The organism is Sphingorhabdus sp. (genome assembly GCF_044239005.1).
In the GTDB taxonomy this organism is placed as follows: Bacteria; Pseudomonadota; Alphaproteobacteria; order Sphingomonadales; family Sphingomonadaceae; genus Sphingorhabdus_B.
Map to the genome: position 1 here is coordinate 1 of NZ_JBIICH010000005.1, position 24902 is coordinate 24902.

The 24902-nt window shown below is 57.3% G+C and carries 18 protein-coding genes; 10 read left to right on the forward strand and 8 right to left on the reverse strand.

Going from position 1 to position 24902, the window contains the following annotated elements; translation table 11 throughout:
• Window positions 1–146: 146 nt before the first annotated feature.
• From ACILQA_RS00755 to ACILQA_RS00800, 10 genes are all read left to right on the forward strand, one after another.
• The gene (locus ACILQA_RS00755) at window positions 147–1601 is read left to right on the forward strand and encodes a carotenoid oxygenase family protein (RefSeq protein ID WP_395627963.1); all 1455 of its coding nucleotides are present in this window, start codon (window positions 147–149) and stop codon (window positions 1599–1601) included.
• A gap of 191 nt (window positions 1602–1792) precedes the next feature.
• Window positions 1793–4300 (forward strand): FAD-dependent oxidoreductase, encoded by a 2508-nt coding sequence (locus tag ACILQA_RS00760; RefSeq protein WP_395627964.1) that lies wholly within the window; start codon window positions 1793–1795, stop codon window positions 4298–4300.
• Between the two features lie 4 nt (window positions 4301–4304).
• Window positions 4305–5507, forward strand: a complete 1203-nt coding sequence (locus ACILQA_RS00765) for an aromatic ring-hydroxylating dioxygenase subunit alpha (RefSeq protein WP_395627965.1) — start codon at window positions 4305–4307, stop codon at window positions 5505–5507.
• Window positions 5504–6757 carry a sarcosine oxidase subunit beta family protein gene (locus ACILQA_RS00770; RefSeq protein WP_324478398.1) on the forward strand — a complete coding sequence of 418 codons (1254 nt, stop codon included), beginning with the start codon at window positions 5504–5506 and terminating at the stop codon, window positions 6755–6757. The genes ACILQA_RS00765 and ACILQA_RS00770 overlap by 4 nt, the downstream gene beginning before the upstream one ends.
• A complete protein-coding gene (locus ACILQA_RS00775; protein ID WP_395627966.1) occupies window positions 6757–7029 on the forward strand; it encodes a sarcosine oxidase subunit delta in 273 nt (90 codons plus the stop codon). The genes ACILQA_RS00770 and ACILQA_RS00775 overlap by 1 nt, the downstream gene beginning before the upstream one ends.
• Window positions 7026–9887 (forward strand): 2Fe-2S iron-sulfur cluster-binding protein, encoded by a 2862-nt coding sequence (locus ACILQA_RS00780; RefSeq protein ID WP_395627967.1) that lies wholly within the window; start codon window positions 7026–7028, stop codon window positions 9885–9887. The genes ACILQA_RS00775 and ACILQA_RS00780 overlap by 4 nt, the downstream gene beginning before the upstream one ends.
• Window positions 9880–10386, forward strand: a complete 507-nt coding sequence (locus tag ACILQA_RS00785) for a sarcosine oxidase subunit gamma (protein WP_395627968.1) — start codon at window positions 9880–9882, stop codon at window positions 10384–10386. Before ACILQA_RS00780 ends, ACILQA_RS00785 begins: the two co-directional genes overlap by 8 nt.
• Window positions 10387–10481: 95 nt before the next feature.
• Window positions 10482–11999, forward strand: coding sequence for a BCCT family transporter (locus tag ACILQA_RS00790; RefSeq protein ID WP_395627969.1), 1518 nt, complete (start codon window positions 10482–10484; stop codon window positions 11997–11999).
• Between the two features lie 176 nt (window positions 12000–12175).
• On the forward strand, window positions 12176–13165 hold the full coding sequence (locus tag ACILQA_RS00795) for a LysR family transcriptional regulator (protein ID WP_395627970.1): 990 nt from the start codon (window positions 12176–12178) through the stop codon (window positions 13163–13165).
• Window positions 13162–14463 (forward strand): alpha/beta hydrolase family protein, encoded by a 1302-nt coding sequence (locus ACILQA_RS00800; protein WP_395627971.1) that lies wholly within the window; start codon window positions 13162–13164, stop codon window positions 14461–14463. The genes ACILQA_RS00795 and ACILQA_RS00800 overlap by 4 nt, the downstream gene beginning before the upstream one ends.
• A gap of 586 nt (window positions 14464–15049) precedes the next feature.
• Here the strand turns inward: ACILQA_RS00800 and ACILQA_RS00805 are convergent.
• The 8 genes from ACILQA_RS00805 to ACILQA_RS00840 are packed head-to-tail and all read right to left on the reverse strand — an operon-like array spanning window position 15050 to window position 24835.
• Entirely contained in the window at window positions 15050–15541 is a 492-nt protein-coding gene (locus tag ACILQA_RS00805) for a hypothetical protein (protein ID WP_395627972.1), read from the reverse strand.
• Window positions 15534–18269: an FAD-dependent oxidoreductase gene (locus tag ACILQA_RS00810; RefSeq protein ID WP_395627973.1), complete on the reverse strand. Its 2736-nt coding sequence runs from the start codon at window positions 18267–18269 to the stop codon at window positions 15534–15536. Before ACILQA_RS00810 ends, ACILQA_RS00805 begins: the two co-directional genes overlap by 8 nt.
• Window positions 18266–18529, reverse strand: coding sequence for a sarcosine oxidase subunit delta (locus ACILQA_RS00815; protein ID WP_395627974.1), 264 nt, complete (start codon window positions 18527–18529; stop codon window positions 18266–18268). The genes ACILQA_RS00810 and ACILQA_RS00815 overlap by 4 nt, the downstream gene beginning before the upstream one ends.
• Window positions 18529–19785 (reverse strand): sarcosine oxidase subunit beta family protein, encoded by a 1257-nt coding sequence (locus ACILQA_RS00820; RefSeq protein ID WP_183942246.1) that lies wholly within the window; start codon window positions 19783–19785, stop codon window positions 18529–18531. Before ACILQA_RS00820 ends, ACILQA_RS00815 begins: the two co-directional genes overlap by 1 nt.
• On the reverse strand, window positions 19782–20918 hold the full coding sequence (locus tag ACILQA_RS00825) for an FAD-binding oxidoreductase (protein ID WP_324478377.1): 1137 nt from the start codon (window positions 20916–20918) through the stop codon (window positions 19782–19784). Before ACILQA_RS00825 ends, ACILQA_RS00820 begins: the two co-directional genes overlap by 4 nt.
• A complete protein-coding gene (locus tag ACILQA_RS00830; protein WP_395627975.1) occupies window positions 20915–22378 on the reverse strand; it encodes an NAD(P)/FAD-dependent oxidoreductase in 1464 nt (487 codons plus the stop codon). The genes ACILQA_RS00825 and ACILQA_RS00830 overlap by 4 nt, the downstream gene beginning before the upstream one ends.
• Entirely contained in the window at window positions 22378–23637 is a 1260-nt protein-coding gene (locus ACILQA_RS00835) for a cystathionine gamma-synthase family protein (RefSeq protein ID WP_395627976.1), read from the reverse strand. The genes ACILQA_RS00830 and ACILQA_RS00835 overlap by 1 nt, the downstream gene beginning before the upstream one ends.
• On the reverse strand, window positions 23624–24835 hold the full coding sequence (locus ACILQA_RS00840; RefSeq protein WP_395627977.1) for an aromatic ring-hydroxylating dioxygenase subunit alpha: 1212 nt from the start codon (window positions 24833–24835) through the stop codon (window positions 23624–23626). The genes ACILQA_RS00835 and ACILQA_RS00840 overlap by 14 nt, the downstream gene beginning before the upstream one ends.
• Between the last annotated feature and the right edge of the window lie 67 nt (window positions 24836–24902).

Genomic DNA, 24902 nt, shown 5'->3' on the forward strand with positions numbered 1-24902 from the left:
GGAAACGGGCGGTGGTCGCGAATCCGGGTCGGACGCATGGAAAGCCTATATGCGCCGCGCGACGAACACGATTAACTATTCGAATGAACTGCCGCTTGCGCAAGGGGTGACTTTCGACCTAGGCTAAGGCCTGAGGAGAGCACGCAATGCTAGTCGACAAATTGCCACCGGTGAAAGCGACGCTGCAGCCGAGCAACCACCCCTATCTCAACGGTGCGTGGACGCCGCAGCATGAAGAAGTCACGGCAACGGACCTTGAGGTGATCGCAGGCAGCATTCCGGACGACATTGACGGCGTGTATTTGCGCAACACCGAAAACCAGATCCATCAGCCGCTTGGCCGTTATCATCCCTTTGACGGCGACGGCATGATCCACCAGATCGATTTTTCGGGTGGTAAGGCAAGCTACCGCAATCGTTTTGTGCGCACCCGCTGTTTCCAAGCGGAGCAGGACGCTGGCGGCTCGCTCTGGGGCGGGTTGATGGACAAGGTGAGCGTGTCGAAACGCCCCGGCTTTGGCGCGCATGGCAGCCTGAAGGATTCATCAAGCACCGATATCATCGTGCATGCTGGCAAGGCTGTATCCACTTTCTACCAGTGCGGGGAAGGCTATGTGCTCGACCCTGAAACGCTGGAGCAAGAGGGCGTTGCGTCCTGGGTGCCGCTGGACGGCATTTCGGCGCATCCTAAGGTTGATGAACGCACTGGCGAGCTGCTGTTTTTCAACTACTCCAAACATGCGCCTTATATGCATTATGGCGTGGTCGACCGCAGCGGAAAGCTGGCGCATTATGTGCCCATCCCGCTTCCCGGGCCGCGTTTGCCGCATGACATGATGTTCACCGAAAACTGGTCAATATTGTGCGACTTCCCTTTGTTCTGGGATGAGGAGTTGTTGAAGCGCGATGTCCATGTGACGCGGCTGCACGAAGGGCTGCCATCGCGTTTCGCGCTCATTCCACGTTATGGCCAACCCGAAGATATCCGCTGGTTTGAAGCGGACCCGACCTTTGTCCTGCACTTCATCAATGCCTATGAGGAAGGGGACGAGGTCATCCTCGACGGCTATTTCGAAGAGGATCCCTATCCGCCACCGATCGAAAATGCCGACGGCTATGGGCATATGATGGCCTATGTCGACGAACATAGCTTCAAGCCCAAGCTGCACCGTTGGCGCTTCAACTTGAAAGATGGCTCCACACGCGAAGAGCGGTTGGATGACCGGATTTTAGAGTTCGGGATGATGAACCAGCGTTATTTGGGGCTGCCCTATCGTTATGCCTATAGCACGACGTCAAAGCCGGGCTGGTTCCTCTTCACCGGCTTCGTCAAACATGATTTGGTCACTGGCGAGTCGTGGGACGTTCAGCTCCCCGATGGGCGCTATGCCAGCGAAGCGCCCTTTGCCCCGCGCGTGGGCGCCACAGACGAAGACGACGGGTATCTTGTCAGCTTTGTGACTGACGAAAACCGTGGAACGTCAGAATGCATCCTGATCGACTGCAAACGCTTTGATGAAGGACCGGTGTGCAGAATCGCTCTGCCACATAAGATCAGCAGTGGAACCCACGCGCATTGGGCGGACCGAACGGTACTTTGACAGCCGCATATTGTTCGGTCACGACACGCTAGGAAATCAGCGCCTTTTCCCGGCCTTGCTTGGTCACCAAGTAAACAGTACTAATATTTAATATTAGAAAAAACTGTTGCTGTGATTCAACGGCGCAATCCGATTGCCGCACCAGCTTTTAGTCTGACATAGGGCCGCGATAACGAAAATTGGTGGATATTATGAAGAGCACAGCACGGGCGGTTGTAATTGGTGGCGGCGTTGTCGGCGTAAGCACGTTGTACCATCTTGCAAAAATGGGGTGGAGCGATGTCGTGTTGCTTGAGCGTAAGGAGTTAACCTCTGGCTCAACCTGGCATGCCGCGGGCCTTCTGCCACTTTTCAACCTGAGCTATTCCGTCGGCAAGCTGCACCAATATTCGGTCGGATTATATCCGACGCTTGAGGAAGAAACCGGCCTGCATGCCGGTTTTTCGCAAGTCACGAACATCCGGTTGGCGACCACCAAAGACCGGATGGATGAGTATAATTATTATGCGGGCGTTGCGCGCACCATTGGCGTCGATGTCAATTTCCTGAGCCCCGACGACGTAAAAGATATTTGGCCGCTTGCGGATATGGACGGCGTTATCGGCGCTATCCAGCATCCCGATGATGGCTATATCCAGCCAGCCGATCTCACGCAGGCATTGGCCAAGGGCGCGCGGCAACGCGGCGCGACCATCTATCGCAACACAACCGTCACGGCGATTACGCAGCAGCCAAACGGCGAATGGCTTATTTCAACGGATCAGGGTGACATCACCTGCGAGCATGTCGTCTCCTGCTCCGGCAATTTCGCGCGTCAGACAGGCGCAATGGTCGGCCTCGATATCCCCGTGATCCCTGTCGAGCACCAGTATATCGTGACTGAGCAGCACCCGGACATCATGGCGCGCAAAAAAGCCGGTTTGCCCGAAATGGGCGTCCTGCGTGAATCCGACGCGAGCTATTATATGCGTGAGGAAGCGGGCGGACTGTTGTTGGGGCCATATGAATTGGGTGCGCCGGCCTGCTATGTGGATGGTCCTTCTGCAACCAGCGAATATGAACTGTTCCCTGACGCGCTTGAACGGCTTGAGCCCTATATTCTCGCCGCCATGAAGCGCGTGCCAGCCTTTGGCGAGGTTGGCATTAAGCGCGTGTATAATGGCGCAATTGCATATACGCCCGACGGGTCACCTATTGTCGGACCTGCATGGGGCCTGAAAAACTTCTGGCTCAATGAAGGACACAGTTTTGGCGTTACCGCCGCAGGTGGCGCTGGTTGGCAATTGGCACATTGGATTGTCGATGGTGAACCGACGATCGACATGATGGGCGTCGATCCGCGCCGCTTTGGCGATTATGCAGGGCGCGGATTCCTGATTGAAAAGAACGAGGAGGCCTATGCCAAGGTCTTCACCGTGCATTATCCCGATGAAGAGCGTGAAGCGGGACGCGCATTGCGTCGCACCCCTTGCTATGACCGAATGAAGGCGCTCGGAGCGGTGTTTGGCAGTGTGTTCGGCTGGGAACGCCCCAATTGGTTTGCGCCTGAGGGCTATGCGCTCAGCGAAGCTGATCTCGACAAGCCGGACGTCCTTTTGAACGACAATCATCCCGTCGTTGCAGATGAACCCATCCGTGAAAAATGGTCGTTCCGTCGTTCCAACTATTTCGAGCATGTCGGCAATGAGTGTCGCCATGTGCACGAAAAAGTCGGCATTCAGGATATGAGCGCATTTGCCAAATGCGAGATATCAGGCCCGGGTGCGGAAGCCTGGCTCGACCAGCTGCTGACAAATGCGGTGCCGAAAAAGGTCGGACGCGTAACCTTGTCCTATCTGCTCACCAACAAGGGCGGCGTGCGCAGTGAGTTCACCGTCTATAAAGTCGCGCCGCAGCGTTATTATCTTGTCTCGGCTGGCGCCTATGAGCGGCATGACCATGACTATTTGAAAAAGGCCCTGCCGCGCGATGGATCCGTTAGCTTTGAACGGCTGACCACGGCGATGGGCGTGCTCGTTCTGGCGGGGCCGCGTTCGCGCGATGTGTTGGCGAAGCTGACCGATACCGACCTGTCTAATGACGCCTTCCCATGGTTGACCGGCAAGAAAATGAGCATTGGTCTGGCGCAGGTCGATGCGCTGCGGGTCAATTTCATCGGCGAGCTTGGTTGGGAAATCCATCATCCGATCGAAATGCAGAATTACATCTTTGACCGGTTGATGGAGGCCGGCGCCGAGTTTGAGATTAAGCCGTTCGGTATCCGCGCGATGACGTCGATGGCGCTCGAAAAAAGCTACAAGCTGATCCCGCGTGAATTGTCGGTTGAATATTCCGCGTTTGAAAGCGGGTTGGATCGCTTTGTCAGCTTGAAGAAACCGACCTTTCATGGCCGCGATGCATTGCTTGCATGGCGCGAACGGGGCGCTGCCAACACGCTTGTGACGATGGAAGTGCATGGTGTGACCGATGCCGATGCACGCGGGTCTGAGCCGATTTATCACGGCGATGATATCGTCGGCCGCGTGACGTCTGGCGGTTATGGTTGGCGGGTGCGCAAATCGCTTGCGCTCGCGATGGTGCGGCCTGATTTGGCGCAGATAGGCGCAGAGTTTGAAATCGCGATCTTGGGCGTTCGCCACAAGGCGACGATCATCGCGGACTCACCGTTCGACCCTGACAATAATGCACTGAGGAGCTAAGCCCATGTCGCGTTTCGCCCCCATCGCCGATTTGTTGGCGCAGGATCGCAAGGGCCATACCCTGCCGCGCGAATTATATGTCAGCGACGCCGCGTTCGAATTTGATACGCAGGTCATGCTAAAATCGGTTTGGCTTTATGCCTGTACCGTCGCGCATGTGAAAAATCCGGGTGATTTCTTCGTGTTCGAACTGGCGCAGAATTCCGTCGTCATTGTGCGTGGCCGCGACATGCAAGTGCGCGCATTTTGGAACAGCTGCCGACATCGCGGGGCCAAAATCTGCCTGGAACAGCGTGGCCGGGCACCGCGTTTAATGTGTCCCTATCATCAATGGACATACGGTCTTGATGGTCAGCTTCTTGCCGCGCGCAGCATGGCGGAGGATTTTGACAAAGCAGATCATGGCCTTTCGCCTGTGACGTTGGAAAATGTCGGCGGACTTATTTTCGTCTGCTTGGGCGACAATCCGCCGCCGATTGACCGCGTAAAGGCCGACATATCCGAACAGATTTCGGTATATGATCTCGAAAAGCTAAAGGTCGTTGTTCAGGACAATTATATCGAAGACGCCAACTGGAAATTGGTGATGGAGAATAATCGCGAATGTTACCATTGCGACGTCGGTCATCCTGAACTGATTAGTGTGCTTGGGACAACAGGCTTTGGTAAAGATGCGCCTGATAATACGGCGAAGCATGAAGAGTGGAAAGCGCTCGGCATCGACCATGATCTGATCGAATTTCCCGACGGCTGGTGGCACCGGGTCGCGCGGCTGGCGCTGGCCAATGGCGCAGTAACGCAATCGATAGATGGCAAGCTTGCGTGTCAAAAATTGATCGGGCCATTTACTGCGCCTGAAACGTCTAGCCTGTCTGTTTGGACTCAACCCAATAGCTGGCACCATTTCTGCTGCGATCATGTTGTGACATTTTCACTGACCCCGATTTCGCCGGACAAGACATTGCTGCGCACCAGTTGGTTGGTGCACGAAGATGCCGTTGAGGGTGTCGATTACGATCCCGATCATTTGGCCGCATTGTGGCGCAAAACAAACGAGCAGGACGGGCATTTCTCTGCGATCAACCATCGCGGGATCGCCAGCGATGGCTATATTCAGGGGCCTTATGCCGTTGAAGAAAAACTGGTCGACGACTTCAAGAGTTTCTATGTGAGCCGCGCTACAGCTGCGCTTGAGAAAATATCATGACCCACCACAGTGCCTTCAGTCTCTTCGCCAAAGCGCTTGGCGGACATCAGGATTGGCCCGAACAATGGCCCGATGCTGCACCAAAACCGGCTTATGATGCCATCATCGTTGGCGGCGGCGGGCATGGGCTAGGCGCGGCATATTATCTCGCCAAAAAATATGGGATTACCAACGTCGCCGTGCTTGAAAAAGGCTGGATCGGCGGCGGCAATACCGGGCGTAACACAACGATTATCCGGTCAAATTATCTCTATGACGAAAGCGCGCATCTTTATGATCATGCGGTGAAGCTGTGGGATGGTTTGAGCCAGGAACTGAACTACAACGTCATGTATTCGAAACGCGGCGTCATGATGCTCGCGCACAATGTGCATGATGTGCAGAGCCTGCAACGGCATATCAATGCCAACCGGCTGAACGGTGTCGACAATGAATGGCTGACACCGCAGCAGGCCAAGGATTATTGCCCGCCCTTGAACATTTCGCCCGATGCGCGGCATCCTGTGTTGGGTGCGGCGTTGCAACGGCGCGGCGGCACGGCACGGCACGATTCAGTGGCGTGGGGCTATGCGCGGGCCGCGGCGGCTTTGGGTGTTGATATCATCCAGAATTGCGCGGTTACGGCTATAAGGCGCGGTGCCGATGGCGCGGTCGAAGGCGTTGAAACCACCCGCGGGCCTATCGCCACAAAGCGTATTGGCGTGTCGGCGGCGGGCAATACGTCTGTTGTTATGCAGATGGCCGGTTTGGACTTTCCGTTGGAAAGCTACCCCCTGCAGGCGCTGGTTTCAGAGCCCGTCAAACCTACTTTCCCGTGCGTCGTTATGTCGAACACAGTCCATGCCTATATGAGCCAGTCGGACAAAGGCGAATTGGTCATTGGCGCAGGCACCGACCAATATGTCAGCTACTCGCAGCGCGGCGCGCTCCACATTATCGAACATACGCTTGCCGCAATCTGCGAAATTTTCCCGATTTACAGGCGGATGCGGATGTTGCGCACGTGGGGCGGGATTGTCGACGTGACACCCGACCGCTCACCGATATTGGGCAAGACCCCGGTCAAGGGGCTGTATGTCAATTGCGGCTGGGGCACTGGCGGCTTTAAGGCGACGCCGGGGGCCGGGGATTTGCTCGCCTACACCATGGCGAAGGACGAGCCGCATCGTATCAACGCGCCCTTCAACCTCGACCGCTTCCGCAATGGCCGGTTGATTGACGAGGCAGCAGCAGCGGCGGTGGCACACTAATGATCTTAATTCACTGCCCTTATTGTGACGAGAAACGTCCTGAAATCGAATTTGCCAATGCCGGGCAGGCGCATGTTGCCCGCCCATTGGACCCGTCAAGCCAGAGCGACGAAGAATGGGAAGCCTATCTTTTCATTCGCGCCAATCCGCGCGGGCGGCATAACGAACGCTGGCGGCATGTGCATGGCTGCGGTCGCTTTTTCAACGCCGTGCGCGACACAGTGACCGACAAATTTGAAACGACTTACAAGGCTGGGGAGCCGCGGCGATGAGCGGATATCGTCTCGAAAATGGCGGGCGCATTGATCGCAACCGGCCTGTGGAATTCCGCTTTGACGGACATTCCTATCAAGGTTTCGCCGGCGACACTTTGGCTTCGGCCTTGCTCGCCAATGGTATCAGTCTGTTCGGCCGGTCGTTTAAATATCACCGCCCGCGCGGCATTATGGCAGCGGGCAGTGAGGAGCCGAATGCACTCATATCGGTGGATCGGGGGGCAGGTCGCTTCACGCCCAATCTGCGTGCGACCAGTGTCGAGATTCATGCGGGGCTCAACGCCTTCAGTCAGAATCGCTGGCCATCGCTTAAGCGCGATTTTGGCGCGATAAACGACCGGCTGGGTATGTTTTTCCCCGCTGGTTTTTACAATAAAACCTTCATGTGGCCGCGTTCTTTTTGGGAGAAGCTGTATGAACCAGCGATCCGCAAGATGGCTGGACTTGGCGATGCGCCGACCCAAGAAGACCCCGACATTTATGCATCCACTTATGCCCATTGCGACCTGTTGATCGTTGGCGCGGGACCCGCTGGTATTGATGCCGCATTGGAAGCGATGGGTTCGAACAAGCGGATCATCCTGATCGATGAACAGGATGAACTTGGCGGCGGTGCGCTTGCTGATCCGGCTCTATGGCCGTGGCTGGAACGCAGCCGCAAAGCGCTCATCGATGCGCCCAATGTCACGATACTCACCCGCACGACGGCGTTCGGCTATTATCACGACAACTTTATCGGCGCGGTGCAGCGGTTGACCGATCACATGCCGGACAATTCGGACAGCCCACGCGAAAAATTATGGCGCGTGCGGGCCGGTGAAGTGGTCCTTGCGCAAGGTGCGATTGAACGACCGCTCGTTTTTGACGGCAACGACACGCCCGGCGTGATGCTGTCCTCCGCCGCAAAGGTTTTCGGCCTTCGCTACGGCGTCGCGGTCGGCAAATCGGTTGCGTTGATGGCCGCGCATGACAGCGGCTGGCATGATGTGTTTGCCTTGGCAAAAGCGGGTATTAGCATCGCGGCGATCATCGACGTGCGCACCGACGTGTCCTCTGCGCTGCTGGACGAGGCCAACCGCCTTGGCATCAACGTGCACCTCAATCATAGCGTCACTGGCGTAAATGGCCGGCACTGCGTCACATCCATCCAGATCTGCAATAATGACGATTATGTCGGCGCGCGCATCGATTGCGATACGCTGTTGATGGCTGGCGGCTGGACGCCGAGTGTGCATTTATGGTCGCACAGCAAAGGATCGCTTGCATGGCGCGATGACATTGGCGCGTATGTTCCCGATCAACCGAACGAGAATGTACGCTGTGTCGGGGCATGTTCAGGCGGCTGGGATTTTGGCAGCGGCGCGATTATTGATGTGTTGCCAACGCCCAAGGACCAAAGCCGGATAAAGGCCTTTGTCGATTTCCAGAATGATGTCACCGCAAAGGACATTAAGCTGGCGGTGCGTGAGGGCTTTCGCTCTATCGAGCATATCAAGCGCTACACAACCAACGGCATGGCGACCGATCAGGGCAAGACATCGAACCTCAATGGCTTGCAGATTGCATCAACAGCACTTGCCAAGCCGGTGACCGATATTGGTCTGACGAGCTTTCGCCCGCCATATACGCCGCAGACTTTCGGTGCGTTCGCGGGTCATGCAAAGGGCGCATTGTTCCAACCGACACGGACGACCAATATCGACAGCTGGGCCGCCGAAAATGGCGCAGTGTTCGAACTGGTCGCACAGTGGCGGCGCGCGCGTTACTTCCCCAAAATGGGCGAGGACATGCACGCGGCGGTGAACCGCGAATGCGTTGCGGTGCGGTCGTCAGTCGGCATTTTTGATGCGTCGACCTTGGGCAAGATTGAAGTCGTTGGCCCCGATGCCGCCGAATTCCTGAACCGCATGTATACCAACCCTTGGAAAGCGCTTGAGCCAGGCCGGTGCCGCTATGGGCTGCTTTTGAAAGAGGATGGCTTCATCACCGATGACGGTGTTTCGGCGCGGTTGGCGCCCGACCGGTTCCATCTGACGACCACAACCGGCGGTGCCGCGCGTGTGCTGAATATGATGGAGGATTATCTCCAGACCGAATGGCCTGACCTTGACGTCTGGTTGACCAGCACGACCGAGCAATATGCGGTCATTGCGCTGCAAGGTCCGAATGCGCGCAAATTGTTAGAACCACTGGTGGAGGGCATTGACCTGTCCGCCGATGCTTTCCCGCATATGGCCATTCGCGAAGGCACAATCTGCGGCATTCCAACGCGCCTGTTCCGGGTGAGTTTCACGGGCGAACTTGGTTTCGAAATCAACGTGCCGACCGCTTATGGTCGCGCTTTGTGGGAACGGCTGATGGCAGAGGGTGCGAAATTTGACATCACCCCCTATGGCACGGAGGCTATGCACGTGCTGCGCGCCGAAAAGGGCTTCATTATCGTCGGACAAGATACCGACGGTACCATAACCCCGTTTGATGCCGGTCTCGATTGGGCGGTGGGCAAGAAAAAGCCGGACTTTGTCGGTAAACGGTCCATGGCACGGCCTGACATCGTTGCGCCGGGGCGCAAACAATTGGTCGGGCTACTGACCGATGACCCGAATGTTGTATTGGAAGAAGGTGCGCAGATTGTTGCCGACCCGCGCCAGCCAATCCCGATGACGATGATCGGCCATGTGACCTCTTCCTACTGGAGCGAAACGCTTGGCCGGTCGATCGCTTTTGCCTTAGTGGCAGGTGGGCACGAGATGATGGGCGGCACGCTGCACATCCCGATGCCGGGCAAAACGCATGAGGCGAAAGTGAGCGGCATGGTTTTTTATGATGCAGAAGGAGCGCGGCTGCATGTCTGACGCCCTTTTCAGGAACGACCCCGTTCCTTCAACGCCTTACGTAGCCGATGGTGTCAGCATCAGCCTTGCTGCACCGCTGAAGCGTTATTCGCTGCGGGCGCGCACTGCCGAGGCTCTGGAAACTGTGCTCAACGCAAAAGTGCCACAGAAAATCGGCGCGACCGAAGGTGGCATTGCGTGCCTTGGTCCGGACGAATGGCTCCTGCGCACGGCAGCGGAGACGGCCATGCCAACCGGCGCGGGATTGCCGGTTGCCATCACCGATATCAGCGAACGGTCGATCTGCCTTGTCCTTGAAGGGCCACGCGCAGCGGAACTGCTGATGACAGGTTGCCCGCTTGATCTCGACAATTTTGCAGTCGGCCGGGCCACACGAACAATTTATGAAACAGTGGAAATCACCATCATTCGCGACGGTGAAGATCGTTTCCATGTTGAGGTGTGGCGCAGTTTTGCCGCATGGCTGTGGACGGCGTTCACGGCGGCTGCCAGCCATTGATGGTGGCTTGAGACCTTAAGGAGAGTTCATTGGCGGATTGGGACAAAGCAATAGATCTGGGGAACTATGGCCAATCCAATCGCCATTGGGGTGGAATGCATATCAATCCAGCTGTCTTTTTCCCGACGGCCATTATTGCGTTCGCGGTCATTTTATTCAGCCTGATCGCGCCTAAAGCATCGGCGGACCTGTTTGCGGGCTTGCGCAGCGGTGCGGTTGCCCATTTCGACTGGTTCTTCATGATGTCGGGCAATCTTCTGCTGATCTTTTGCGTCGTTGTCGCACTTTCACCGCTGGGGAAAATCCGGTTGGGCGGCAAAGGCGCTACGCCTGATTATTCGCGATTGTCATGGTTTGCGATGCTGTTTGGCGCAGGCATGGGCATCGGGCTGGTTTTTTACGGCGTGGGTGAACCAGTGACCCATTTCACCTCTTCGATGGCAGGCGGTCCTGCGGCGCCGTTGGGTGGCGCCGTTGGCGACGCACAAGCGGCACGCAGCATCGCTATGGCGGCGACCATTTTTGACTGGGCGTTGCATCCGTGGGCCATTTTCGCAGTCACCGGTCTGGCGCTTGCGCTCTTCAGCTTTGATTTCAAAATGCCGTTGTCGATGCGGTCGGCATTCTATCCCTTATTTGGAAAGGCGGTTTGGGGCCGCACCGGCGACGTCATAGAAGTGCTTGCGGTCCTTGCGACGATCTTTGGACTGGCCACGTCGCTTGGGCTTGGCGCGCAGCAAGCGATGGCGGGGATCGTTTATCTTTACGGCGTAACGAGCTCGTCACTCACGATCCTGGCGTTGATAGCGGTGATGGCCGCAATTACGTTTCTGTCGATCCGGGGTGGCATTGATCGCGGCATCCGCATTTTGAGCGAGGTCAACATGTGGGTTGCCTTTGCCTTGCTGGTGTTTGTCTTAACCACAGGCTCCACGCTTCAGCTTATCGGCGATCTTGCGACCAATATCGTCAACTATCTCAAATTTCTGCCGGCATTATCAAATCCGGTTGGCCGCACCGACACCGGCTTTTACAATGATTGGTCTGTCTATTACTGGGCATGGTGGATCAGCTGGGCACCATTTGTGGGCATGTTCATGGCGCGCATTTCATTGGGCCGGACGGTGCGCGAATTCATTGCCGGGGCCATGATCGCACCCAGCCTGCTTGGCATCTTGTGGCTGACGATATTTGGGGACGCGAGCATTGCGCAAATCGTCGCGGGCAATGGTGCGGACTTGGCCAAAGCGTCGCTGGATACGCAGCTATTTGTGCTGCTCGGCACGTTGCCTTGGGCGCAGCTCACGTCATTTGTTGCCATTGGCTTGATCTTGATCTTTTTCGTGACGGGCTGGGACTCGGGCACGCTGGTGATTGACACCATGACCGCGGGCGGACGCACCGATACTTTGCTTCGGCAAAAGACCATCTGGCTGGTCGCGGTGGGCGGTATTGGCGTCGTTCTGTTGCTTAGCGGAGGCCTCACGTCGCTTCAGGCGGGTGCAATCGCCACGGGCTTGCCCTTGGCTTTGATATTGCTGTGCATGTGTCTGGGTACGCTCAGAGGATTGTTGGCGCTGCATCGCAATCCGGACTGCAGCGGGAACATATAAGCGGACATTTTGCCCCTGGGCCGACGTCCAGCAAAGTGATGCAAGCCTGCAACGCAGCTGGCGCATAATCTGCCTATGTCGAAAATGCATAGCACTATTACTGGCGGTCTCGAATAGCCATTAGCTGAGGTAATATTAGCCATTGGCTATACCTGCACGCTTGGGAGGGTTGCTGCATGAAACTGCCACAAGAATTCGATCTGCACGCGCTCGAAGTATTCGTGATGACCGTCGAACTTGGCGGCATGTCGCAATGCGCATCCCATTTGCAGGTGACACAATCGGCGGTTTCCCAAACCATCGCGAAGCTTGAGGCCGGCATAGGCGCGTCCTTGTTTGACCGCACGATGCGGCCATTGGGCCTGACGGCGAGCGGAAAGTCGCTCTTTGCGCGCGGGCAAAAGCTGATTGCCCACGCCAGACTGGCCTATGACGAAGTCCGTGAAGGCGCAAACTTGCCGATATCGAGCATTACGGTCGCGATGTCATTCAGCCTTGCCAACCAACTGACCGCCCCGATTTTGCATAGCCTCGGTGCGCGGGCAGACCGGTGGAATATCCGGTCGGGTATCTCCATGGAGCATCAGGGCGAGTTTCTGGCGCGCGACATTGATATGCTCGTGACCGGCAGCTTTAATCTTGAGCATCGTGACACAGTCGAGCTGCACCCTGTGTTTGAGGAAAGCTTCATTTTGGTTTTCCCCAAAGATTTTCGAGAGCCGCTCGATCTTGTCGGCTTGCCATCGTCATTGCCCTTCATCCGCTTTTCGCGGCTTACCGGAACGGGGCAGCAGATTGAGCGTCAGATTGTCCGGATGAAGCTGAAACTGCCGCAGATGGTTGAAGTCGAATCGTCGCATCAGCAATTGGCATTGGTGGCAGCGGGGATTGGTTGGGCGATTACCACGCCCGTTTGCTTGGCCGCGGTACCGGAACTGCTTTCCCAATTGCGCGCCGAGCCAATGACAAGGGGGCGGTTTTCACGGTCGGTCCAAGTCGTCGCGCGGATCGATGAATTGGGCAATATCCCCAGCCTAACCGCGGCTTTGTGCCAGCAGGTGTTGCAGGAAAAAATCTTCCCGCCGCTCATCGATGAATATCCATGGATGGCACAGCAATTGGCGTGGCCGTCGGCTTCAGCCGAAACCGAGGAGTTGATAGCATGATGCGGCGCGTTATCGCTTCCATGCTGATCTTGCTGGGTGCCCCTATCTACGCCAGCCCACCCAGTGTTCCGGGCGCGGATGCGCCGGAGCTTGCGGCGCTGGGCGCCTATGGCGTTGGCTTTCGTTCCGTCACCTTCACGCATCGTGGCCAGCCCGACGTAGAAAATGCAAATGCGGACCCCAGCAGCGTTCGCCTTGTCGACCGCAATGTACAGGTGGACATTTGGTATCCCGCCATAGCGAAAAAGGGCGCCAAACCCGTTCTGTATCGCGGCAGCTTATGGGCAGAGCCACCGCTTCCGCCGGTCGCGTTCACGCAAAATGGTATCGCGGTTGCGGGCGCGCCAGCCGCAGGCCGCAAGCACCCCTTGGTCATTATAAGCCATGGCTATAGCAACAACCCGGCGGTGATGACGTGGTTGACCGAGAATCTGGCGTCAAAAGGCTATGTCGTCGCGGCGATCCATCACCGCGATCCAAACCCTTATGTCGTTGCACCAACCACGCGTGCTGCGCCGAATTTCAATAGGCCGCAGGACATTGTATTTGCAGCGGCGCAGCTCCGCGCCACTTTGGGGGATTTGATTGCCCCGGATAATGTTGCGCTCATTGGCTATTCACAAGGTGGTTATGGGGTGCTCACCGCAGGTGGCGCAACGCTTGACCCTGCGGGTCCGAATATGAATGCGGTTGCGGGCGGGTGGCTAAAGAAATTCGCGCGCGGCAGTGCGGATGCGGACGCTATCAAAGTGCCAGGCGTCAAGGCTGTGGTGGCACTGGCGCCCGCTGGCGGCGCACCGAGCAGCGCATGGGGGGCCGAGGGCCTCGCCGCGCTAACGGCGCCGCTGCTTCTGATACACGGCGATAGCGACTTTACGGTTGACTATAAAACGGGCGCGCTGGCCGTCTTTGGTGGCGCCGTAAATGCCGACCGCTATTTGCTGACTTACAAGCAGGCGGGCCATGCAATCGCGCTCAACCCTACGCCACCCGAAATGCGCGGTTCGCTGTGGGACATTGACTGGTTCGAAGACCCGATTTGGCGGCGGGACCGGATTAACGCCATCAACCTGCACTTTATTTCCGCGTTTCTGGCGGTGCATTTACGGGGCGACGAAAGCAAAAATGCGTATCTTAAAGTGGCCACGGAAAATTCAGATGATGGCGTGTGGAATGCGCCCGCCGGAACGCCATGGGGTGCGTATAGTCCCGGCGGCGATGGCGTGACATTATGGAAGGGTTTTCAACGCCGCCACGCACAAGGGATGATGTTGCAGCATCAGGCAGCCGCGAAGTAGTTCAGACTAAAGTCTCACCTAAGCGCATTCCGCGATTTGGCCAGAGCGGCTATTTGGCGCGCTCTTTCATCCCGAACGCACACACCCAATTTTGAATAGTAAGGCCGTAGTAACGTAGCAGCCTCCTTTTTCGATTTTGCGCCACCTGCGAGAGAAGTAGCTTCAGCTTCTAAAGACGTGATACACGTTAGCATGGCGTTGCAGCCTATGGCGTCAATATGCCTGTCTTTTGTTGATTTCAGGGTTTTACAGGTTCGGGTTCCATTTTTGTTGATGGTTCTCCCACGCCATCGGTTTAACCTTTCCCCTATGACAACAATCTCATCTGTTGCCGCTTCAGTGGCCACCGAGGGCTCATTGGGTGCTTGATATGCAAACAACAGCATAGGCAACGTCCCCGAGATTATATTGAGCATTTCATCGCACCTTTCTGCAAACGCACTGGTACAATTCTTCGCTCCAAAATTCACTAAAATCAAAAGCGACTTGGGGAGCCACGTCGAATTCAGTTAAGTCGGTGGCAACGTCACCTTGTGGAAGGGTTTCCAGCAAAGGCATGCGCGCGGCATGACGCTTCTTTATGCGCCTAAAGCGTCAGATTGAGCGCGGCTGTCTTCCAAAAATGGATCATGGCTTCGCTGTAGCTAAGCGGAACATAGGCGTGGCAGGTATCGTCATCCACCACATGCAGGCGGACGTTGACGTGATCGATGATGGTTGCCGCGCTGCATCCGGACGCGAAATTGGGGTTTTCCGCATCGAAAACGCCGCCTTCCATCAACAATATGCGCCAGCCCTTTCCAGAAAGTTGCACCCGCACAATGCTGCCGCCAATGGCGGTTAGCGCACCGTCATCTGCCAATAGGCCGGGCAGGGCCGACACATCGCCTTCGGCCAGCCAGACGGTGGGTTCATAGCGGATCAGACGCAGTGCATCATTGCCGTCAGAACGACCCATGGCTGGCAAGGCAAAGCCGGCAGCTTTCTTAAACCTTGCTGCAACAGCCGCCGGGTTGCTCCATATCTCCAGAGCATGAAGCGGCGCTGCGGGCAGCATTGTGATTGTTACATCAGTCACGATAACGCTCCCCGGCCGTGTCGTAGAAATGCGGTGCCACAACGCGGACCCGCGCCATTTGACCGCGCGTGGGTGAGGTTGCGATAAGCTCTTCCCCTTGCCGTGCAAAGCCGTCGGTCAATTGGCCAAGTGCAATCGACCCGCCTTCCAGTATCCGAAACGCAGCGGCGCTGACATGGCCCTGTGGGGACACGCCTTCGCCTGTGACAAGCATCGCGCCTTCGGGAATGTTACCTTCTATTGCTTCAAGCCCGACCAGTTGCCGCCGTCCGGCTTCGGACAAGGCAGGGCGCGACAGGCCGGACGCGCCGACATAGCCACCGGCCTTGTTGAGCATCTTGTCGAGCGCCAGATCATGCGGGGTCATCCGCCCGTCGACTTCGCCGCCGACGACCAAATGGCCTTTTTCGATACGCAGGAATTCCATGGCCTCAAGGCCATAGAGTGCGCCGCCCTGCTTGGCGACCTCTGCCTCGCACGCAGCCCAAACGGGTGCGGCATGGCTTGCCTCGACATAAATTTCGAACGCGCGTTCGCCGCTGTAGCTGGCGGCGAGAACAATCACCGGAACGCCGGCAATCATGGCCGGAACCGTCGACATATGGCGCGGTGGTTCTTCGCCAATCAATGTCGCCAGCGTCGCCTTAGCTTGCGGCCCTGCGACAGCAATCCCGGCATAATGTTCCTGCACATTGACGGCGGAGACGCGGAGGTGCGGGCAGAGATATTGGCGGACATAGGAGATATGCGTCGCCATCCGGTCCGCGCCGCCGGTTGAGCTGGTCAACAGATAGCGGTTTTCGTCCAACCGCCAAACGGTGCCATCGTCGAAAACAAAACCGTCTTCGCGCAGCATGAACGTGTAGCGGCCACGTCCCACGGCAAGTTTGCCGACCGTCGTTGCGCAGATGATTTCCAGAAACGCGGCGGCATCTGGCCCGGACACTTCAAACTTGGCGAGCGTTGACACATCGGTCATCCCGACATTTGAACGGACCGCTTTTGCTTCACGCATCGCCGCTTGCGCCAAAGTTTCGCTGCCCACCGGATAGGCACGGGGGCGGAACCAATATCCCAGCGGCTGCCAGATCGGGTTCTTCGCCGCGTGGACATCGTACAGGGCAAGGCGGCGCACATGTGCGCCTGCGTCTTTCGCGCCAGCGCCCGCCAACAAGCCCATCGTAACGGGCGTATAAGGCGGACGGAATGTGGTCAGCCCGGCTTCGGGAATAGCCACGCCCTGCTTTTCGGCCAAGCGCCCGAGCGCCGCCATATTGCTGAGCTTGCCCTGATCGGTCGCCATTCCGAGTGTGGTATAACGTTTGAGATGCTCAACCGAGCGATAGCCCTCGGCCCATGCCAGATCGACATCCGACAACGTCACATCATTCTGGAAATCGATGAAGCTTTTCTTTGGTGTGGAAACCGGGACAACATTGAACACGGGGTCGGGATTTGCTGCCCCGCCGATCGTCGTCACATTCTGACGCGATGTTGCAGGGACAAAGGCTTGCGCAGCATCGTTCCAATCGAGCGTGCCGCCTGCCTGCATATGCAGATGCACCACGGGCGTGAAGCCACCGGAAACAGCGATCAGATCAGCATCCCAGCTTCGTGTCAGGCCACTGACACGCGCGGTCACGCTTTTCAGGCAATGGCGCGCGCCTTTGACCGAAAGCGGAACGGCGTTGTGATACACTGGCAGGCCGCTGTCCGCGCCCGCCGGTGCTGGCCGTGCATCAAGGACGGCAACGATCTCAGCCCCTGCCGCCTTGAGCGCGTAGGCCGTTTTATACGCGTCATCATTATTGGTCGCGATCACCACGCGTTTGCCCGGGACGACGCCAAAACGATTCAGATAGGTCCGCACCGCTTGCGACAGCATTACGCCGGGGCGGTCATTATGCGCAAAGGCCATCGGGCGTTCAATGCTGCCGGTCGCAAGTATCACTTGGCCCGCCCGCACATGCCAAAGCCTCTGTGCAACGCCGTGCGGCGGGATTTGGCCAGGCTCTGCTATACGCTGCGTCAGCGTGACCAGATCATGCTCCCAATATCCAGATGCGGTGGTGCGGGTGAGGATGCGTCCGCCCGCGGCGCGGATGCGGGCTTGGGTCGCCTCCACCCAGGCACCATCGCGATCGTGGCCGTCGCGGATTAACGAGGCACCAAGAATATTGTCCTGTTCGACGAGGATGACGCGTTTGCCAGCTTCAGCGGCTTCGAGCGCGGCGGAAAGTCCGGCTGGTCCGGCACCGACCACAAGCACATCGCAAAATGCCGCACGTTGGCTAAAAAGGTCTGGGTCGGTCTTCATCGGCGCATTGCCAAGACCCGCCGCTTTACGAATGAAATATTCGTAGAACATCCACCGTTTGGCGGAGCCGAAAAAGGTTTTGTAATAGAAACCCGCAGACAGGGCAGGCGCGGCCAAGCCAAAGACAGAACCGATATCGAATGACAGGTTTGGCCAGCGGTTCTGGCTTTTGGCGACCAGTCCTTCATACACAAAAACATCGGTGGCGCGGGTATTGGGCTCACTGCGTCCGCCATCACCGATGGTGACGAGCGCGTTTGGCTCCTCAACGCCCGCTGTCATAATCCCGCGTGGACGGTGATATTTGAAGCTGCGGCCAACAAGGCCAATGCCGTTGCGCAAAAGCGCGGCAGCGAGTGTGTCGCCCTTGTGCGCTTGATAGGTCTTGCCGTCGAAACTGAAGTTTATCACGGCAGAGCCTCCGGACCAACGGCACGGGTGGCGCTGATTTCATTTGTCACACGGTTGCGCGTGATCACCATCCATGCACGGCATCCATAAGTATGCCGCCAGATTTCTTCATCAACACCGCGTGGATTGGTGCGTGTGAAGAGCGATTTCATCGCCTCTTCGGGTGCAGCATCAAGCGACACTACGGCGTCTACGGTGCGTTCGTATATAAACTCCGCCTGATCGCGCGGGCCGCAATGGGGACAGGTGAACTGCATCATCAGCGACTGTTCGGCATCGGGCCGCTCCCTGTTTCATCGATTGTCGCGCCGCGTTCGAAACGGTCGAGCGCAAATGGCGCATTCAGGGCATGTGGTTTGCCGGTTGCAAGTGTGTGCGCATATGTCCAACCCGACGCCGGTGTCGCCTTAAACCCGCCATAGCACCAGCCGCCGTTGAGAAAGAGGTTCTTCACCGGCGTTTCGCCAATGATCGGTGCGCCGTCAAAGCTCATATCGGTCACCCCAGACCATGTCCGCACCATGCGCAGGCGTGACAGCGCCGGGACGAGCGCCAGGCCCTGTGCCACGGCACGCTCCATGACCATCGGATTGCCGCGTTGGGCATAGCTTGGCCAGTTATCAGGATCCCCGCCAAAGACGATGCCGCCCTTGTCAGACTGGCTGATATAGCAATGCAGTGATTGCGACATGATGACGCTGTTTATCATTGGCTTGACGCCTTCGGTCACCATCGCCTGCAACGTTTGCGATTCTACGGGCAGTTTAAGGCCCGCCAGCCCAGCGACATGGCCGCTATGACCCGCAACGCAAATGCCGACACGACCGGCATTGATCCGCCCGCGCGTGGTTTCCACGCCGACCACCGCATCGCCATCGCGGACAAAGCCTGTGACTTCGCATTTCTGGATGATGTCGACGCCAAGGCTGTCTGCGCCGCGTGCATAGCCCCAGGCGACGGCATCATGGCGGGCGGTGCCGCCGCGCCGCTGAATCAAGCCGCCCTCAATCGGGAAGCGTGCACTGCGTGACATGTCGAGCAACGGTTCCAGCTTTTGCACTTCGTCGCGGGTCATTAAATCGGCATCGATCCCGTCGCACCGCATCGCGTCGCCACGTTCGGCAAGCTTGGTCATATCCGCGTCGCTGTGCCCCAGAAACATTGCGCCGCGCGGGGAGAACATGACATTGTAATTCAACTCGTCGCTTAAATGCTCCCACATTTTCAGGCCGAATTCGAACAGGTCGTGCAATGGCTTTAGCCGGTAGTTTGACCGGACAATCGTCGTGTTCCGTCCGGTGTTGCCACCGCCTATCCAGCCCTTTTCGAGCACCGCGATATTTTTCAGGCCATGGACCTTGGCAAGATAATAAGCCGTCGCCAGCCCGTGCCCGCCGCCGCCGATGATGATGATATCATAATGCGATTTAGGCTCCGGATCGCGCCACGCAGGTTGCCAATGCTTCTGCCCGTTCAAAGCACCGCGCAGCAATCCGAAAGCCGAATATTGGCTCATGAAATCGGCATCCACCCGCGCTTTTCGCGCCAATCGGACTCAAGATTGTCGAACCGCGATAGTTTGAGGATATCGATATCGGCAAACGAACATTTCCCGTCGATCACCAGATCACGGATCGCGTGACCCGACGCTGGTGATAGGCCGAAGCCGACGCTCGACATCGACGCAACCACGACATTGTCCGGGCTGGTGAGGCGGTCGATGATTGGACGGCCATCGGGCGAATTTTCGATGATGCCAGCCCAGCTGCGGATGACATTCAGATGTGCCGCCTTTGGCAAAAGTTCTGCCAGTCGTTTCGCAAGGTTGCGGGCCAGCGGGGTTGAAGGACGCGCAGCCGGGCCGGTTGCGTCGACATCAAGCCATTCATGCGGGCCACCGCCATAAGCGAGGTTTCCGCGCAGCGTTTGGCGGCCATAGATTTTATGGCCGTCAACGCCGCCAAGCGGCATCATTGGCGCAGGTTCCGTGATGATCATCTCCGCGCGGGCGGCTGCCAATGGCACGTCGACGCCCAGCTGTGCCATCAATTGCGGGATCTGCGGTCCTGCCGCCACCACGACAGCGTCACAGCCATAAGTGGCGTTCGCAGTCTTCACGGCCGTCACCTTGCCACCAGCGGTTTCAAAACCGGTTACCGGGCTGTGCTGAACGATTTTTCCGCCCAGATCCTGCAGGGCCCAAGCATAAGCCTGCACGCTGCGCTGCGGGTTGGCATGCCCGCCAAATTTATAATGCACACCGCCAAAGCTGTTGTCGCCTGCCAAAGGCACAGCCTCTTGCACCTGTTTCACATCCAGCAATTCCACCGGATGATTAAGCCGCGTGTGACGTTCGGCAATGAAACGATATTGTTCCCACTGCCGTTCGGTCATCGCAATCAGGATGCGGCCTTTTTGGTGCTCGGTCGGATAGCCAAGCAATTCGTCCATTTGCGGCCAAAGGCGCTGCTCTTCGTCAAACAACGGGCTCGAATAATGCGATGCACCGCCGCCATTACGTCCGGAGGCTTCCCAACCGACGATGAATTTGTCGAGTACTGTGACCTTGACCCCCGAACGCGCGAGCCACCAGCCCGCACTCAGGCCCGTAACGCCGCCGCCGACGATGACAACTTCCGAACCGCTCATGTGTACATCCCCGTGTAAAGCATCTGGCGATGCTCATCCTGATAAGGCGTGTTGATATCCTCAACCGGCACCCATTGGGTAGGGATGCCAAACCAGACATCCCATGCAGCGTCCATTTCCGCAGGCTCATCCCATTCCGCAAGGATTTTGAGCGGCAGCGGACGAACGGGTGCGCGGTGGCTGGCGAGCGGGATTGAGCCAAATGGCTTGTCCGCCTCAATCGCCAACAGCATCGCAACTTGATCGCGGCAACGGCGACCTTGGCACACGCCCATGCCTGCGCGCGTCAGCCGCTTGATCTGGTCCGGATTGGCCGGGCCGTCCTGAAGCAAAGTGTCCAGCGAACGGGCACACATGGGCGCTGGGCGCGACAGGTAATTTGGTGGCTGTACGCCAATCAAATCGGCGCGCGTGACTTCTTCGCATTGGCAAATGATCGTGTCATCGGCGCTGATGTCAGATAGCGCGCGCATCCAGTCCATACGGTAGGCGATATGGTCGAAACCGCTATCTGCAAGCCCCGCACAATCGCCCACGGCCGTGACCGAAGGTTCGCCGGCCGGAATGTATCCGCCCCGCGTGGCGTTCAACGCGCGCGGACCGTGCATCGCATCCACCAGTTCGATCGACGGGATCAGGCCAATAGCGACGCAGATGGTGTCACAGGCGATCACGTCTCCGGTCGATAGCGTTGCGCTTTCAATGCCGTTGATGCCGCCCGTTGCCGATGTAATGGTCTGTCCGCAGTGGATGGCAATGCCAGCGGCTGCGACCTTGGCGACCAGTTCGGTATTCCCTTGCGGTGCATCGCGGACTTCAATCAGGCCAACCACGTCGATACCGCGCGCCTGTGCCAACAATGCAGTTTCGAGCGCGAGATCATGCGAGCCCAAGACCAAAATGCGCTGTCCGGCAAATGCCTCATAACGGGTAAGCAGCATTTGAAGCGCCGCGGCGCCCATGACGCCGGGTTGGTTCCAACCGGGGAAAGACATCGCCAAATCGCGTGCGCCGGTCGCGAGGACAATTTTATCAAAACCGACCAACCATGATCGTTCGGAATCGGCGAGGCCGACAACTTGCTGCGGCAGGCTGGCAACGCCGGGACCATTGCGGTAAACACCCCATGCCGTTGTACCGAGCAACAATTCGACGCCGGCATCCATTGCGGTTTCAAGCGCGGGCATGCTCATGAAGATAGCTTCGAGCATGCGGTCTGTATTCTGGGTCGCTGCGGTCATCCGCCCGCCAAAATATAGCGGTATATCATTGCCCATCAACGCGCCCGAAACGGGGTTTTCATCAACCAGCAGCACTTTTGCTCCGGCTTTGGCCGCGGCGATCGCCGCAGCTATGCCGCTTGGCCCCGCGCCAACAACCACGGTATCATAATGCGTTTCAGGAGCGCTGCGCGTTCCATTTATCGCGCATAAATCGGTTCCGGTAAAATTCAGTTCCATTACACCGCCTCCAGCGCTTGGCGCAAATCGCCTATTAAATCGTCAACATGTTCCAACCCGACAGACAGTCGGATCGTGCCATCGGTAATACCGCCTGCCAACCGCTGGGCGGGGGGGACCGCATAATGCGTTGTGCTCGCCGAATGGCAGATTAAAGTTTCCGAACCGCCCAGACTGACCGCTACCTTAAGCAGCTTTAACTGGTCAAGCATACGGAAGGCCTCTGCCTCACCGCCGTGCAGGTGGAACGAGAATGTCGAACCAGCTGCCTTGCACTGCCGGTCATAGACCGTGCGCCGACGTGTGCCGGGTTCAAGGAAACCCAAATAGGTCACGCCTGCGACCTTGGGATGATCGCGCAGAAATTCGGCAACACCGCGCGCGTTTTGCATCGCACGCTCGGTGCGCACCGCGACCGATTCCAACGAACGCAGCACCAGCCATGACGTGTAAGGATCGAGGTGATTGCCCCACGTCGTGCGCTGCATGCGCAGATAGTCGATCAATTCCTTGCGACCGGAAATCCCGCCTGCCAGCAGATCACTATGCCCGCCGCAATATTTTGTCAGCGAGGTCATGCATAGGTCGACACCATGTTCAATGGGCCGCTGCGCAAATGGCCCGAGCAAAGTGTTGTCGACCACCACCAGCGGTCGGTGGCCTTGCTTGGCTCCCACTTCGTCCGCAATCCGTACCATCAGATCAAGATCAACCACGGCTGCGGTCGGGTTCGCGGGTGTCTCGGCTATGATAAGCTTCAACGGGCCCTTGGCCATCGCTTCATCAGCCGCTTTGCGGACATCATCTTCGTCCGTGCCATCGGTATAGGCGGCGACGTGCGATCCGAATTGCGGCATGATGCTGTTGTAGAGCATATCGACGCCGCCATAGATCGGGCGGCCGTGCAACACGCTGTCGCCGGGGCGGACATAGGCAAGCGCAATGCTGGAATGCGCGGCCATGCCGCTGGAATATGCAACCGCTTCCTCTGCGCCATCGATTGCTGCGAGGCGTTTTTCGAGGAAGTCCAAGCCTGGATGCCCCAACCGCGAATATATGTGGTTGGTTTCGCCCACCAGCGGTCCCGTGCCGTCAAAATATGCTTCGTGCACATTCTTGGCATGTTGCGCAGAGGGATAGACAAAGGTGGATGTCATGAAGATCGGTGGTTTGACCGACCCCATGCCCATTTCCGGGTCATAACCAAATGCGACTGCCAGCGTTTCGGGGCGCAACCCCTTGATGTTATCCTTTGCCATGGGTTGCAATATAATCACGAGCCTTGTCGCAATAATAGTCGGTAAAACGCAACGCGAGCATTTCGGCTTCTTGCGAATAGGGGCCGGGGGTGTAGCCGGGGCTGTTCACACCCACTTGATTGTTTTCGGCCAGCATCTTGTCTTCCAAATTTGTCATGGTCCACAACGAGATGAGTTTTTCGACATCATAATCGACGCCTTCGACAGCATCTTTATGGACATACCATTTGCCGGTGACATGGGTTTCATTGGGGCCGACGGGCATAGCGCTGAACATGAAAACATGGTCAGCGGTGCAATGGACAAAACAGTGCGGGTCAACTGCCCAGCGCATGGAACCGATATCGCCGCCATTGGCGTCGCACATCAGTTTTTTGGACAGGTGCTTCCCATCGCCTGATATCGAAACGCAGCCTTCGTTTAATGCAAAGCGTGCGATTTGCCAATAATGGCCCTCAACCGGGGTTTGCGGCAGGCCAAGCGCGTCCATTTTTTCTTCGAAAGCCATGACGCGCGCATCTTCGCCGCTATCAAAATGCTTCGACATTCCAACCGGAAATGTTTTGGACAGTTCGGGATGGCCGGTGCTGCAATGATAGCATTCGCGGCCATTTTCCATAACCAGTTTCCAATTGGCATTTTCGACCAGAACGCTCTCATACGCCAGCTTTGCGTCCTTCAGATTATGCGGCGCTGCATATTCAGCAAGCTTCGCGCTAAAATCGTCAATGGGTGGCGGTGTTTCGGACAGGCAGATGAAGATCGCCCCTGCAACACATTCGATAGCGACAGGTTTTAGGCCATGTTCGGCTTTGTCAAAATCATCGCCCATCCGGTTTGCCGCAAACAAAGAGCCATCCAGATCATATGTCCAACGATGATAAGGGCACACCAGCTTTGGCGCGGTCCCGCTGCCGACGGCACAAATCATGGAGCCGCGATGGCGGCAACTGTTGTGAAAGGCGCGGATATCACCCTGCCGGTCACGCGTGATGATCATGGGCCATTTGCCGACCATCATCGATAGATAGCTTCCGGCCTTGGGCAGTTCGCATTCGAGACCAGCCATAAGCCAGCTTTGGCCGAAAATAGCGGCCATATCAAAATCGAAGCTATCAGGATCCGTATAAAGACCCTGCGGTAAGGTGTGTCCTTCGCGACGCTGCTGGAACAGCGCGTCAATCCGCCCTAAGTCCATTTTTTTGCCTTTGGTTAATTTTCCCCAGATTGGAGAATGGGCCACTTGACCGGTCTAATAAAATCGC

Excerpts from the sequence above, each read along its gene's own strand:
- ACILQA_RS00755 (WP_395627963.1), top strand. The coding sequence starts at position 147 with ATGCTAGTCGACAAATTGCCACCGGTGAAAGCGACGCTGCAGCCGAGC.
- ACILQA_RS00760 (WP_395627964.1), top strand. The coding sequence starts at position 1,793 with ATGAAGAGCACAGCACGGGCGGTTGTAATTGGTGGCGGCGTTGTCGGC.
- ACILQA_RS00765 (WP_395627965.1), top strand. The coding sequence starts at position 4,305 with ATGTCGCGTTTCGCCCCCATCGCCGATTTGTTGGCGCAGGATCGCAAG.
- ACILQA_RS00770 (WP_324478398.1), top strand. The coding sequence starts at position 5,504 with ATGACCCACCACAGTGCCTTCAGTCTCTTCGCCAAAGCGCTTGGCGGA.
- ACILQA_RS00775 (WP_395627966.1), top strand. The coding sequence starts at position 6,757 with ATGATCTTAATTCACTGCCCTTATTGTGACGAGAAACGTCCTGAAATC.
- ACILQA_RS00780 (WP_395627967.1), top strand. The coding sequence starts at position 7,026 with ATGAGCGGATATCGTCTCGAAAATGGCGGGCGCATTGATCGCAACCGG.
- ACILQA_RS00785 (WP_395627968.1), top strand. The coding sequence starts at position 9,880 with ATGTCTGACGCCCTTTTCAGGAACGACCCCGTTCCTTCAACGCCTTAC.
- ACILQA_RS00790 (WP_395627969.1), top strand. The coding sequence starts at position 10,482 with ATGCATATCAATCCAGCTGTCTTTTTCCCGACGGCCATTATTGCGTTC.
- ACILQA_RS00795 (WP_395627970.1), top strand. The coding sequence starts at position 12,176 with ATGAAACTGCCACAAGAATTCGATCTGCACGCGCTCGAAGTATTCGTG.
- ACILQA_RS00800 (WP_395627971.1), top strand. The coding sequence starts at position 13,162 with ATGATGCGGCGCGTTATCGCTTCCATGCTGATCTTGCTGGGTGCCCCT.
- ACILQA_RS00815 (WP_395627974.1), bottom strand. The coding sequence starts at position 18,529 with ATGATGCAGTTCACCTGTCCCCATTGCGGCCCGCGCGATCAGGCGGAG.
- ACILQA_RS00820 (WP_183942246.1), bottom strand. The coding sequence starts at position 19,785 with ATGAGCCAATATTCGGCTTTCGGATTGCTGCGCGGTGCTTTGAACGGG.
- ACILQA_RS00825 (WP_324478377.1), bottom strand. The coding sequence starts at position 20,918 with ATGAGCGGTTCGGAAGTTGTCATCGTCGGCGGCGGCGTTACGGGCCTG.
- ACILQA_RS00830 (WP_395627975.1), bottom strand. The coding sequence starts at position 22,378 with ATGGAACTGAATTTTACCGGAACCGATTTATGCGCGATAAATGGAACG.
- ACILQA_RS00835 (WP_395627976.1), bottom strand. The coding sequence starts at position 23,637 with ATGGCAAAGGATAACATCAAGGGGTTGCGCCCCGAAACGCTGGCAGTC.
- ACILQA_RS00840 (WP_395627977.1), bottom strand. The coding sequence starts at position 24,835 with ATGGACTTAGGGCGGATTGACGCGCTGTTCCAGCAGCGTCGCGAAGGA.